At 42.8% G+C, this 13,840-nt stretch carries 11 protein-coding genes; 8 read left to right on the top strand and 3 right to left on the bottom strand.

Annotated features, from left to right (window positions below):
- Positions 1-57: 57 nt before the first annotated feature.
- On the bottom strand, positions 58-3,078 hold the full coding sequence (locus tag ABDW02_RS08425; protein ID WP_343634072.1) for a CotH kinase family protein: 3,021 nt from the start codon (positions 3,076-3,078) through the stop codon (positions 58-60).
- Positions 3,079-3,213: 135 nt separating this feature from the next.
- Positions 3,214-4,536 carry a right-handed parallel beta-helix repeat-containing protein gene (locus tag ABDW02_RS08420; protein WP_343634070.1) on the bottom strand — a complete coding sequence of 441 codons (1,323 nt, stop codon included), beginning with the start codon at positions 4,534-4,536 and terminating at the stop codon, positions 3,214-3,216.
- 192 nt (positions 4,537-4,728) lie between these two features.
- Here ABDW02_RS08420 and ABDW02_RS08415 point away from each other — a divergent pair, with 192 nt between their 5' ends.
- The 6 genes from ABDW02_RS08415 to ABDW02_RS08390 all read left to right on the top strand — a co-directional run bounded on the left by ABDW02_RS08415 (position 4,729) and on the right by ABDW02_RS08390 (position 10,440).
- Positions 4,729-4,983, top strand: coding sequence for a type B 50S ribosomal protein L31 (locus ABDW02_RS08415; protein ID WP_144334052.1), 255 nt, complete (start codon positions 4,729-4,731; stop codon positions 4,981-4,983).
- 142 nt (positions 4,984-5,125) lie between these two features.
- On the top strand, positions 5,126-7,237 hold the full coding sequence (locus tag ABDW02_RS08410; protein WP_343634065.1) for a WG repeat-containing protein: 2,112 nt from the start codon (positions 5,126-5,128) through the stop codon (positions 7,235-7,237).
- A 1-nt stretch (position 7,238) separates the two neighbouring features.
- Positions 7,239-8,144: an AAC(3) family N-acetyltransferase gene (locus ABDW02_RS08405; RefSeq protein ID WP_343634063.1), complete on the top strand. Its 906-nt coding sequence runs from the start codon at positions 7,239-7,241 to the stop codon at positions 8,142-8,144.
- 105 nt (positions 8,145-8,249) lie between these two features.
- The gene (menB, locus tag ABDW02_RS08400) at positions 8,250-9,071 is read left to right on the top strand and encodes a 1,4-dihydroxy-2-naphthoyl-CoA synthase (RefSeq protein WP_343634061.1); all 822 of its coding nucleotides are present in this window, start codon (positions 8,250-8,252) and stop codon (positions 9,069-9,071) included.
- A 77-nt stretch (positions 9,072-9,148) separates the two neighbouring features.
- A complete protein-coding gene (locus ABDW02_RS08395; RefSeq protein ID WP_343634058.1) occupies positions 9,149-10,000 on the top strand; it encodes a mechanosensitive ion channel domain-containing protein in 852 nt (283 codons plus the stop codon).
- Positions 9,997-10,440 carry a PaaI family thioesterase gene (locus ABDW02_RS08390; RefSeq protein ID WP_343634056.1) on the top strand — a complete coding sequence of 148 codons (444 nt, stop codon included), beginning with the start codon at positions 9,997-9,999 and terminating at the stop codon, positions 10,438-10,440. Before ABDW02_RS08395 ends, ABDW02_RS08390 begins: the two co-directional genes overlap by 4 nt.
- Before the next feature lie 60 nt (positions 10,441-10,500).
- Here ABDW02_RS08390 and folP read toward each other — a convergent pair whose 3' ends face one another.
- The gene (folP, locus tag ABDW02_RS08385) at positions 10,501-11,283 is read right to left on the bottom strand and encodes a dihydropteroate synthase (protein ID WP_343634054.1); all 783 of its coding nucleotides are present in this window, start codon (positions 11,281-11,283) and stop codon (positions 10,501-10,503) included.
- A gap of 103 nt (positions 11,284-11,386) precedes the next feature.
- Between folP and ABDW02_RS08380 the strand changes: the two genes are divergently transcribed.
- Positions 11,387-11,923 carry a DUF1599 domain-containing protein gene (locus ABDW02_RS08380; protein ID WP_343634052.1) on the top strand — a complete coding sequence of 179 codons (537 nt, stop codon included), beginning with the start codon at positions 11,387-11,389 and terminating at the stop codon, positions 11,921-11,923.
- Between the two features lie 15 nt (positions 11,924-11,938).
- Positions 11,939-13,840: a DoxX family protein gene (locus tag ABDW02_RS08375; RefSeq protein ID WP_343634049.1), complete on the top strand. Its 1,902-nt coding sequence runs from the start codon at positions 11,939-11,941 to the stop codon at positions 13,838-13,840.

The following is a 13,840-nucleotide window of genomic DNA, read 5'->3' as shown; positions in this document are numbered from 1 at the left end:
CAGATTATAATAGCAGGGGCGTTCCGCACATGTGGAAAGCCCCTTTTTTATGGAATTCTATTTCCCGGTTTTGACCAAACGCATTTGCTGTAAGGTGCTTGTTCCGGAAATAATGTTGACCATATAAACCGCGTTCGGATAACGGGAAAGATTAACCGTTGTTTCTGGTTGCGTATTCGAAAGTGCGTGCGTTTCCAAAACCCGGCCCGATAAATCGACCAATTGGTAGTGTAGCGCCTCATTATTAAACTGCTGAAGATTCACAATGACCGCCTGTTCCTGTGCCGGATTCGGATAGATATTGAATCCGGTAATTTCCGTTTTTTCGTTGAGTCCAAGTCCGCTACCTGTGAAATAAGCATCGAATTGAATGGCGGTTACGTCCAGTGTGTCCAGATAAACCGGTGAAAGCACGTTCGAAATAATACCGTTGTTTCCCCAGTTACTGAAAGTAAATCCGGGATTGGCAATGGCTTCCATTTTAATCGGCACTCCATTGAAATAAATTCCGTTCCACGGATAGGTTCCCGGTTCAATGGTGCTGATATGAATCTTTCCGGCGCCGGCAGGATGTACGTCCAAAACCAAATCGACCTGGTTGGGGAGGTTGAAATTGTTTTCGATGTGGTTTCGAACCTGGTTACTGCGCTCGGTCAATTGATCCCGGAAAGTCAAATGACTGTTGTACAAATCGGTCATTTGTTGCGGAATATTGTTCGGATTTCCCCAACGTGCGTATTCTTTCTGCATTTCGACCGCAATTTGATCGAAAAAATCATTTTCCAATGGCAATAAGCGATCCGGAAGGTATTCGGTGTTCATTACATCTGCATACCGGTTAATGAAATAATCTTTGAAGCGGTTATTCTGAATTCCTTTCAGCCAAATATTGATGAATGGATTGCCCGGGTTTTGTCCCATCATGTAGGCAATGTGGTCGTCGTAGCAATCTGACCAGGAAAAAGGAGCCAGCGCAAGTTCCATATCAATCGTACAAAAACGGTAGCGGAAACCGGTTTTATTCGAGCGGTAAATTTTGATATTGTTTTGTGGCCAGTCCGTATTGCCCATCCAGGATTCTGCGATGATATAATCGGTATAATATGTTTGGTCAAAATACTGGTCTACCTGATCCCAATAATTGGCGGAAGCAGGGTTTAATGCATTAAATGCCGAATAAATTGTATTAAAGGTATCTACCGGAGCACCCGTTACCGAACGCAAAACAGAATTATTCCAGGCACTTAGAGAAAGGATGTCCAGAGAGTCCTTATCTGCATCGTCGGCTAAACGGAAAAATTCATCATCTATTTTTTCGCGCAATTCATACAACCCAAAGTAACTTCCGTTGATGTAAACAGTTACCGGGCGCCAGGCAGAATAGTAGTTATTAGTGGTTGCCGACATTGCTTCTTCCTGGAAAGCATCCTTATAAGGAAACTGGAGCCATTGATTACTTCCGTTCCTGATGTAGAAGTTGCTGTATTTTGTTCTGTTCGGACGGTTTGGAATGACCGGGTAATTGACCGGAGCTTCACCCAAAACGCCATTGTCCAATTCCAGGCGGAAGGAATGCTGCGGATGGGAACGGCTTCCTCCGTAACCGCCATCGATTTGCATTCCGGTATTTCTGGAGAATAATAACTGCTCGGTTTCTGAAAAATAATCGATGTGTGCCGCGCGCTGCCAGTCCTGTTGCCAGTTATCAAAAATACCGGTTGGCCCATACAGGTTTTGATCGTCGGTGATAAGCGATATAATAGGTGTTTCATGGTCAATTCCCAATAAATAAGAAGCTTGCTTGATGCTGCTAGGAAGGAAACTTGGGCCAAAAACGCGTGCTCGCAAAACACTGGAATAGACAACCGGCACCGGACTTCCGGTATACAAAGTGGAGGATGTTGTAGGTTCACTTCCGTCCATGGTGTAATACACCTGTGAACCTGATCCATTGGGGTTTGAAATCGTTACCGAAACGGTTGTACCATAAATTCCGGGCTGTTCTGAGAAAAGTGGCGGTGTGTAATGAGTACTGAATCCTGGTGATCCGTTATTGGTGGATTCCGGGGTTGGTGTTCCGAATAATACAGCGTTACTGCTGGCGTCAGGAAGCAAGCCACGGCTTTCATCCAGGTTCTGACAATTCACCCACAAACTGCTCATAAGCGTTTGGGAAGGACTGTATAAACCGATTGTTTCACCTGAACTTGAAATCGAAAAATTGGTATGTTGATAGTTGTTCGGATTGACCATTTCAAAATCTGTTGATAAAGAGCCGTATGAAACGAGTACCATATCAAATTCGATGTAATCGTAAACCATTCCGGGGTTAGTAGCAGCAATATCGAACTCCAGTGAGTTGATGTAACCAGCGCTTAATCCTGCTGCACTCAATTCTGATGCAAGAATGAGTAGTTGGTGTTTTGCTGCCCAGTACCAGTTTCCATAAGGGGCCGGGTAGTCTGTTCCCGAATTCTGAATGGTCCCGTTTCCAACCTGGAAGCCATTGAATTTCAGGTTGGGGCGTTGATTGGCCGTATTCCCGATGGAAGAAACACAAATAGCATCGCTACCGTCCTGGAAAGCAAAAGAGGTAGAAGCGAAGGTGGTTGCACTTTGATTAAAAATGGAATTCTGAGTGTAGCCGGCGCTGCTGTAGGAACAAGTGTTTATGAGGATGTTTGAAACTCCGTCCCAATAAAATGGAGTGGTAAAGGTATGCGTATTCCAACCGGTTGTTGGAGTATAATTGGTTGCGGTAAGCACGTGGGTAAAACCTGAAATCGGTTTGCGGTCTTTCCCGCTGCAAAAAACGGTCTTGTATTCGTTCGGCAACAAATTGACTGCCGGGAAAGTCCATTTTTGCGGCTCTGATGCATTATCACTCAACGAATAATTAAAGAGCGAAATCGTATCCGAAGTGGTATTGTAGAGTTCAATCCAGTCCGGGAATTCCCCGTCTTCATCCGGAATAGTGGTGTAATTGCGGTTGCTTCCTTCATTGATAACAACCTGTGCGTTTGAAGAAAACGAAAAAATGCAGCAAACAAGCGCAAAAATAATAACGTTGAGTTTCATAAGCAATGTGTAGTAATTTGATCTACTGCACAATGATACTGATTTCAAAGCTTCGCTGCAAGATAAGAAGTTGAAATGCTTGATATGCTAATTAAGTAGGGGCGTCAAATTAGACGCCCCTACTTTTATTTCTTTTTAAGGAAGAAGATCGTACACACCGATATCAGGAAGCGAATTTCTTCCCTGACCACGAATATCCATAGCTGTCGTATAAGCTGGATTTGCCGCATTGCTTAAACTCGAACCGGAAAAGAACTGGAAATTATCAACGCTCGGACTTTGGAACAACGGATTTGAACTCGAACAGGAAGTAAACATCGGGTTGCTCAAATTGTTCTTCAAAATCACCGAATTCCTGAAATGGAAATTCAGAAGTAAACCACCTGTTTGGATCGTATCAATGGCCAAATGCTCGCCGCTGCTTCCATAGATCACACAGTTATTGAAGTTGGCATTCGGGATTTGTGCAACGGTTGTTCCTTGTGAATTGGTGTAATAATTCGAAATCCCTACTGCGGGTGTTGTTCCTTCTCCGGCTCCGTAACCCAGGAAGTCACACTGGTTGAACGTAAAGTCTGCTCCCTGTATGACTAATAGCGAATGAACCCCGGTACTGTGAACGAGTACGTTTTCTCCGTATACTTTCGGTCCGTCGAACAGGAATAATCCGTAGCTGGCTGCATTGAAAATCTCTGTATTCGAAATCGTCAGGGTGTTTTGATTGAAGGCTTGGTCCCGCGAATCGACATGTATGCCGGCAATTGCGTTTTTTATCACCACATTATCGATCATGGATGGCCGTGCTTCCTGCATGTAAATTCCGTAATACTGCCCCGGAACATCTTTGTAGGCTGCTTCGAGCCGGTCTCCCTGGATCGTTACTTTATTATTATAGTCTCCGTCTATGTTTAAAGTTCCTTTGTAATTCCAGAGAATTGCTCCTTTATGCAGGTAGATTTTTGTTCCGCCTATAATGTTGAGCGTTTTTGCCGAATCTACGAATGCCTGGTTGTAAATCACGTGAGGTTTATCATTGGCCCAGGTTCCTTCATTGAGGTCGTAAATATTCATTCCGGTGTTGGAGTAGTGGTAATACATGTCCTGTCCCCAAACTACTAACTGAACATACTGGTCTTCTCCGTTGGTAGTAAACTTCACGGAATCTTCCACGATTACCGGCAAATTTTGTCCGTTTACGTTCAATTTCACCTCTACAAAGCAAAACAAACTGTCTCCGGAAGGAATTTCAATATCTGTAAAATTGGTTCCCTGAACGCCGTCGAGGTTTAATTTGAATTTGGAAGCCGATCCGCCCATCAATTGAACATTACTGATCTTTAAGGCTTTATTCTGAAAATTATAGATCTTAAAATACTTGGTAGTAGAGCCGATTGTAGTAAAAACAGTATCGAAAACCAGCGTGTCATTTGAAAAAGCAAGGTTGCCGTCTCCAAACAAATTTTTCTTTTTACACGAAGAATTGCTCAAAGAAAGAGCGGCTAAAATTGTGATTCCGAAAAATAGATTGAGTAATTTCATCATGACAAAAATAACGAAATGTAATCCATTTTATTTTTTTTGTTGTGAATTAAAAAGTTTGATTATCTTTGCAAACCATTTTTGAATAAGAATAATTAAGATTAACAACATATGAAAGCAGGTATTCACCCGGAAGATTATAGATTAGTAGTGTTTAAGGACATGACAAACGAGTATGCGTTTTTGTGTCATTCTTCTGCTAATACTTCAGAAACAATTACTTGGGAGGATGGAAATGAATATCCATTGGTAAAATTAGATATCTCTCACAAGTCTCACCCGTTCTTTACAGGAATTGTTCAGTTCGTGGATACTGCAGGTCGTATCGATAAATTCAACAATCGTTACGCGAAATACAAAAAGTAATTTCAAGCTCGAAATAATAACCCTGACAAGCGTGCTTCGTCAGGGTTTTTTTATGCCTTGTTTGGAGCGTTTTTAAACCTTTTTTAAGGATTTAAGCCCCTTTTGATATACCTTTAAATTGTTAGATGGTTATATTTGTATCATGAGTTCACTGCAGATTAAAATTTTAGTTCTATTTATTGTTTGTGCTTTTAATTACGCGAATGCGGGTTCAATCGACGATGCATTCAAGGCCCTGAACCAGTTCAATTATTTCGAGGCGAAAAAGCAATTTGAGAAATCGTTAAAGTCAAATGAATCTGCAGCAAATTACGGGTTGGCAGTGATTTATTTCCGTACAGATAACCCGTTTCATCAACTCGATTCTGCTTATGTGAAGATTGTACGTTCCGAAAAGGCTTACAGTGCCATGAAGGACAAGCAGAAAGAAGCGCTCAAAAAATACAATTTCGATTATGCGGCTATTGAAAGCCTGCGCAAAGATATTTCCAGCGGACTTTATAAAGCGGTATTGAAAAATCCTTCCGAAGAAGCGTATGATCAATACCAAAAAAACAATCCGTGGGCAGCAGAATACCAGAAAGCCATTTATTCCCGCGATTCGATCGGATATTTGAAAGCTAAAAATGCAAATACTTCAGCCGCTTTCGACCTGTTTCTCAAAAGATACCCGGAATCGGAGTTTAAAAAGGAAGCGTTGAATAATTTTTACCGCTTGCAATACAAGGAAAATACGGACGGGAAAACAATTGCATCTTTCTTAAGCTTTGAAAAACAATTTCCAACCAATCCGTATGTGGCTGATGCACAGGACCAGGTTTATAATTTAAGTACGACACGAAACCAGGTAAAGGATTACGACTTGTTCATCAAGACTTATCCGAAAAACAAGAATGTGGAGAATGCGTGGCGGAAATTGTACCAGCTCTACATGTCCGATTATTCCATGGAACGGTTGGAGAAATTCCAATCCGAATACCCGAATTATCCTTACAAAGACGAAATCACCAAGGACAAGAAGTTGGGTTCACAGCAAATCATTCCTTATAAGAATGCCGGAAAATTCGGCTGGATGGACTTAAGCGGAAACATTGTTATTCCGGCACAGTACAGTACCGTAGGTTTCTTCAAGGAAGGGCTGGCATGGGCAGAAAAAAGCGGGAAATACGGATTCGTAAACAAAGCGAATGAAGTGGTCATTCCTTTCAAATTTTCCAGTGCAAATGATTTTGATAAGGGAAGAGCCATCGTACAAATAGATACGCTTTTCGGGATTATCGACCGGTCCGGGGCTTATATCGTTGAGCCGCAATATAAAGATATCGGGCAGTTTTCCGAAGGATTGATCTATGCCCTGAAAGATAGTTTATACGGTTATTTTGATGGTTTGGGTTATCCGAGAATTCCGGAACAATACGAGGAGGCATTCTCTTTTTCGGGAGGAATAGCAAAAGTGACTTACAAAGGCCTGGAAGGATACATCGATGCATTCGGTTCTTTCAAAGTGAAACCATTGTATGAATCCATTAATTTATTCGGGGATTCTGCAATTGTCATCGAAGGTGACGAAACGGCAAAACTGGCAACTTTCCAGGGAAATGAGATCAAAACGATTCTGATTGAGGAGATCGGAACTTTGGTTTCTGATAGGGCTTTGGTGATTTCCGACGATAAAATCGGTTACCTGGATAAAAGAGGGCAAACTGTCATCCCGGCAACGTATGATTACTTTACCAATGCGCGTTCGGAAGGTGAATTTTCCGGGATGTACGCAAAAGCTTCCAAAGCAGGTAAATTCGGGATCATAGATCGATTCGGGAAGCCGGTTATTCCGTTCACATATTCCAAATTAGGCGCAGTTTCTTCCCTGATTGCCTTTGAAAAAGCGGGAAAATGGGGTTTCATCGATTTACAGAATAAACCGGTCATTCCTCCGATGTACGAAGCTGCGGAAAGCTTCAAGTCCGGTTTGGGAGTGGTCCAGTTATTGACCTTGAAAGGAGCGGTTAATGCGAAAGGAGAAACCGTTATTCCGGTTGAACATACGACCATCAAACCGTTGGATGATACACATTTCCTGGTTTCATTGGGAGCTTTTTACGGGATTTACACCAACAAAGGAAAATTGGTAGTTCCGCTGGAATATGTGAATATTCGTAAGGTCCAGGATGATTTCTACATCCTCACAAAAGGAACGGAACTGCATTATTTCTACGTTCCGGAAAATAAGTTGATCAAGCCAAACCTGGAATAACATGTCGGCCTTGAAAAACTTTATCCGTTCGCTGGTTCCGGCAAAGGTTCTGAATGCTTATCGTGAACGAAAGAAAGATAAGCAGCGTAAATTGATCCGTGAACAGGAATTAAGGGGAGAAGGACTAACTTTTACACAAGTATTTCAGCAACTTCAGGCTTGCGGACTAAAAGCAGGGGATTCCGTATTGGTTCACAGCAGTTTTTCAAAGATTGGTTTTGTAGCAGGCGGACCGAGAATCATTGTCGATGCGCTGTTGGAAGTCATTGGTGCGGAAGGAAATTTACTGATGCCAAGTTCTCCGAACCCGGGCTACCAATTAGATTACATCCGGAACCTGGAGCAATTCGATGTTCGGAACGATCCTTCGAAAATGGGCGCTATTACAGAATATTTCCGGAAACTTCCGGGAGTTTTACGTTCAGAAAGTCCTACCGAACCGGTTTGCTGTTTCGGACCGAAAGCAGAATGGTTTACCAGCGGACATTTGGGCGAAGAAACACCTTATACCAAGAACAGCCCTTTTGCCCGGTTGGCAGAAGCAAACGGAAAAATCCTTTACATCGGCGTGACTTTGGATAATGCAGGAACTTCCCTGCATGTGCTGGAAGATGCCGTTCCCGATTTTAAATACCCGGTTTATTACCCGGAATTATTCCATGTTTCAGTAAAGAGGATGGATGGAACAAGTGTTCCTGTTTCAGTGAAAGTCCACAACCCGGAACAATCTGCCAAACGCAAATGCGACGGGTTACTGCCGCTCTTCGAAGAGAAAGGAGTAATGACGCGTTCAACCATAGGAAATGCACCGACCTTGGTCTTCGACGCTGCTAAAATGCTCGAAGTAATGATTTCAGAATACCAAACAAATGGTGTGACGATGTATACACCGAATGGAGGAAATTAAAAAGGCGTTTCGACTCCGCTCAACGACCTTTTATCAGCAAATTATAATAGAATAGATTTATTTTATGCAAGCATTGCTATTTTTGTAAAACCAAAAACAAAGAACATGTCAAACAGAAACTGGACAAGTATCAAGTCCTACACAGATATTAAATTCGAGATCTTCGACGGGATCGCAAAAATTACCATTAACCGCCCCAAAGTGTATAACGCTTTCCGTCCGGAAACAAACATGGAAATGCTGGATGCATTGGAAATTTGCCGTGAAAGACAGGATATCGGAGTGGTTGTTTTAACCGGGGAAGGCGACAAAGCATTTTGTTCGGGAGGTGATCAGAATGTGAAAGGAGTTGGAGGATACATTTCTGAAAACGGTGTTCCGCGTTTGAATGTACTGGATGTTCATAAAGCTATCCGTGCTTTGCCTAAGCCGGTAATTGCGATGGTAAACGGATACGCAATCGGTGGCGGACACGTACTTCACGTAGTTTGTGACCTGACAATCGCTTCGGACAATGCACGTTTCGGGCAAACAGGTCCGAAAGTAGGAAGCTTTGATGCCGGTTTCGGTTCATCTTTCCTGGCAAGTCACGTAGGACAGAAGAAAGCTCGTGAGATTTGGTTCCTGTGCGAACAATATACGGCAGACGAAGCAGAGAAAATGGGAATGGTAAACAAAGTAGTTCCATTGAAAGATCTGGAAGATACAACCGTACAATGGTGCCAGACAATCATGAAGCGTTCACCTTTGGCAGTTCGTATGATCAAACGTGGTTTGAATGCGGAATTGGACGGGCAAAGAGGTTTGATGGAATTCGCCGGAGATGCTACCCTGATGTATTACCTGATGGAAGAAGCTCAGGAAGGAAAACGCGCATTTTTGGAAAAGAGAGAGCCGAATTTCCAGCAATTTCCTAAGTTTCCATAAAGTTCAATGGTTCAAAAAGTTCAAAGGGTTCAAAATTGAACTTTTAAACTTTTGAACCTTTTTAAACCAAATTTAGCATGGCATTATTGGATATCGAAGCTGATTTTCAGCGCATTTTTGGATTTAGTTTGGCAGAAGGAAAACAATGGCTGGTAAAATCGGGAACCAACCTGATTTTTGCCGTGATCATTTTGCTCGTCGGTTTCTGGATCGCTAAATGGATCGGGCGTTTGGTCGTTAAGATCCTGACGCGTGGAAAAGTGGACGCAGGACTGATAACCTTTTTATCGAGTTTAGCCACCATCATGCTGAAAATCCTGGTAATTGTTACGGCAATTACACAATTGGGTATCGAAATGACTTCATTTGTGGCCATTTTAGGTGCTGCAGGTTTGGCAATCGGTATGGCGTTCTCCGGAACACTTTCCAATTTTGCGGGAGGAATCATGATCTTGCTTTTTAAGCCGTTCAAAGTGGGAGATACGATATTGACTCAAGGCTTACAGGGAACGGTGAAGGAAATTCAGATTTTCTATACCTATCTGCATACATCCGACAATAAAGTAATTGTGCTTCCGAATGGTCCGATTGCAAACGGAGCGCTTACCAATTTCACGAAAGCAAATGTACGCAGGGTAGATTGGTCGATACCGATTTCTTATGGAGACGACTTTGTAAAAGCACATCAATTAATCCTGAAATACTTGTCGGAAGATAAAAAAGTGAAGAAAGATCCTGCACCTTTTGTTGCTTTGGGCGAATTGGGGGCATCCGTAATGATTACTGTTCGTGCCTGGGCTAAGACAAACGAATATTGGGATGTTTACTACGAACTGAACAGAAGGATTTACGAAGAGTTCGGGAAAGAAGGCCTGAACCTGACTTCACCGCAGGAGCACATTGTACAAATGCAACAACCGAAGGGATGACAGATCTGAAACAACATCCGATTATTCAGCAGTATATTATCTGGAATCGCTTCGGTGATCTGCTGGGAATGGATTTCAAAGTGGAAGAAAAAGGCCGCGTAAGCTATAAAATGATCGTGAAAGACATTCATTTGGCAACGCCTTTTGCTGCGCACGGAGGATCGGTTGCAGCTTTAATTGATGCTGCTCTGGGAGTTGCTTGTCTGACGGAAGTTTGTGAAGACTTGAAAGTCGTTTCTACCGTAAACCTGACGATTTCTTATTTGATCCCGGCACTCAGGGATGACGAATTGACCGCTGATGCACAGGTCGTTAAATCCGGGAAGCGTATTTTGTTTGTGGAAGGAAAAGTGAGGAACCAAAAAGGAGAATTGGTGGCCACCGCCTCAGCTACGATGAATGCATATCCTGTTTCAAAGATCAGCGAGAAAGTATTTTGATAATTATCAATTATAAATTCTTTAATTATCAAGTGTTTTCCTTGATAATTAATAATTGATTCATTGATAATTTCCCCTGGTTTTCGACCAAAGCGTAACAGTCTCCACCGCCTCTTTCACATCGTGTACGCGAAGAATATTCGCTCCCTTATCCAACGCAATCGTATTCAATACACTCGTCCCGTTCAGGGAATCTGCGGCATCAATCTCCAATGTTTTATAGATCATCGATTTTCGGGAAATTCCAACCAATAGCGGACAGTCAAACAATTGAAAAGCTTCCAGGTAAGCAAACAATTCCAGGTTTTGCACGCTGTTTTTGGCAAATCCGAACCCAGGATCGATTACAATATCCTTTAAACCGGCAGCCCTTGCTTTTTCCAGCTGACTTCCCAATTCAACGATCACTTCTTTCAGAAGATTGTCATAGGTATTCAGTTGAGCCATCGTTTGAGGAGTTCCGCGCATGTGCATCAATACATACGGAACCTGATGTGCAGCAGTGATCGAAAAAATCTCCGGGTTGACCAGTCCGCCGCTGATATCGTTGATCAGGTGAACACCTTGTTCCAGCACATAAGAAGCTACTCCCGACTGAAAAGTATCAACACTGATTTTGATACCCGGATAGGTTTCCAGGGAATAGGAAACGGCGAATTTTATCCGTTCAATCTCTTCGGATTCTGAAATATGCGTTGCACCCGGACGACTCGAGTAACCTCCTATATCTAACCATGTTGCGCCGTTCTGCACATGCAGATCGATTAGTTTTTGCTGTTTTTCAATCGTGGAATTCCTGCTGTCCGAATAAAAAGAATCGGGTGTGCAATTGACAATTCCCATGACCTGAGGTGCCGAAATAGTGAATAACTTACCGCGGATGTTTAACCCCCGTTCTCGCGAAAAATTTGTATTTTCAGACCTTAAAAATTCCATACTGACATAGATGATACAAACATCGGAACAATATCAACACATCGTACAGGGTTGTAGAGAAATTTTCCTTAAAAAAACCATAGATTACGGAACTTCCTGGCGCATTGCACGGGCAAGCAGTTTAACCGATCAGATCTTCATAAAAGCAAACCGCATCCGCACAATCCAGGAAACCGGCGAGAACAAAGTAGGGGAAAGTATCGAAGGGGAATTCGGGGCAATGGTGAATTATTGCATCATGGCCATCGCTCAATCCCGTTCTTCCGATAATATGGGATTGGAATTGACTGCTCAGCAGGCGGAAATGTTGTACGATCAGGTTGCGCAGGAAGCTTTTGAACTGATGGAAAAAAAGAACCACGATTACGGGGAAGCCTGGAGAGATATGCGCGTGAGTTCACTCACCGATATGATTTTGATGAAGTTGTTACGGATTAAGCAGATTGAGGATAACGGAGGGAAAACGATTGCATCTGAAGGAATCGAATCGAATTACTTTGATATTCTGAACTATTCTATTTTTGCTTTAATACACCTCACACTTTAAAAACTATCGGTTTCTATGAAAACTACTCGAACCATTTCAGGGCATTCATTACCACTCAATGTTCTGTTTGTCATCTTAAACCTGGCAGGATTAACACTGACAACAATGGGCTTTCACGATCATTTCGAAGCTCAGAAATTATTACTCGTCAGTATCGGCCTGGTCTTAATGCTTTTTTCTGCGGTGGCGCTGATCTTTTTCAAAGGAAGATTGATGATAGCAACCGTTTCACGCGTAATTGTCGGAAGTTTATTCATCGTTTCGGGGTTAATCAAAGCCAATGACCCGCTCGGATTTTCATACAAACTCGAAGAATACTTTGAGGACGGAGCTTTGGCCTACCGGATCAAGGAGTTTTTCGGGGCTCCGGGTTTCTCCCTGGAATACTTCATCCAGCATGCATTGGCCCTTTCAGTGATCATTTGCATTGCGGAAATTGTGCTGGGAGTATTGGTGATCATTGGAGGTAAAATGCGTTTTGTAAGCTGGCTGCTGGTAATCATGATGCTCTTTTTTACATTCCTGACCTGGCACACGTCTACCTGCGATGCGAAAAAGAAATTTGTAGACCGCGATACTTATTCACTGGTTGATGCGAAAGAAGCGCAGCTTGCGGATACGAAAATCGAAGAAGCAAAAACAAATAAAGAAATTAAGATTATTTCCAAAACGCCTCAGGAAGTGGTAGTAGAGGAACTGAAAGCGCCACAGTGTGTAACGGATTGCGGGTGTTTCGGAGATGCGATGAAAGGTTCCGTTGGAAGATCGTTGACTCCGAAAGAATCGCTTTGGAAAGACATCGTATTGTTGTACCTGGCAATCTGGATTTTTGCGGCGCAGGGAATTATTAAGCCCAATAATGTGCGCCAGAACTGGATTTATGTGCCGATTTCCATGTTGCTGATCGCGGCATTATCCTGGGTGTTCGGGTGGTATTTCCCGATTGTCTTCTCGCTGATCGCAATCCTGGCAGCGTTGTGGATTTACCGCATCAGGAATAAACGGATCGGGAATCATTACAGTTCGGCACTCATCGTCACATTCCTGTGCGGGATTTTCATCTGGTATGTGTTGAAATACGATCCGTTGCGCGATTACAGGGCTTACGCGGTTGGCAATTACCTGCCGGACCTGACTAAAAACGGTGATCCGGGCAAATACCAGAGTTTACTGGTGTATAAAAACGTCAAAACCGGCGAAAAAAGAGAGTACGATGGTTCCAGCAAGGAATTCATGGATTCCAAAATATGGGAGAAAACCAAAGAATGGAAATACCTGGAAATGGTCAACAAGGAGATCATCCCGATGAGGCTTCCTTCCATCGATACGGCACAATTCAATCCTTCCAGAAGCATTCGGAACCTTTCCGAAGACGAACTTCAGTTGGAAGTGGTGAAGAAACAGCTTAAAAATACCAAAATTACCGGCCTGCGCCTGGAAGATAAGATCACGAAGGAAAAAACCGAAATCCCGGAAGTGGAATACAACGTAGAATCCTATCCGGTGGATACGTATACAATCCTGGATACGATTGAAGTGGAAAACCCGGAATTGACCGACGTAAGCATTCGTCAGTTCCTGTTCACGGCTCCGAAAGTGATCGTAGTTTTCTCCAAAAACCTGAAAGAATTTGACCTGAATCACCTGGGCGAGATCAAAGCGATTGCTGCGAAAGCTAAAAAAGCAAACGTTCCGTTCGTACTGGTTGTTGGTTCCGGAGATGAGGAAATAGCTGCCTTTAAAAAGAAACACCATTTAAACGTACCGGTATTTATCAATGACGGAATCGAATTGAAAGTGGTTTCAAGAGCTAATCCGGCACTGATGGTATTGAAACACGGACGTGTGAAAGGAAAATATACCGGTAATTCGTTGCCGACATTTAATTGGATTCAAAGTAATTTATTAGCAAAATAG

The sequence above is a fragment of the Fluviicola sp. genome (genome assembly GCF_039596395.1).
GTDB lineage: Bacteria > Bacteroidota > Bacteroidia > Flavobacteriales_D > Crocinitomicaceae > Fluviicola.
This window is presented reverse-complemented; position numbering and strand designations above follow the sequence as displayed.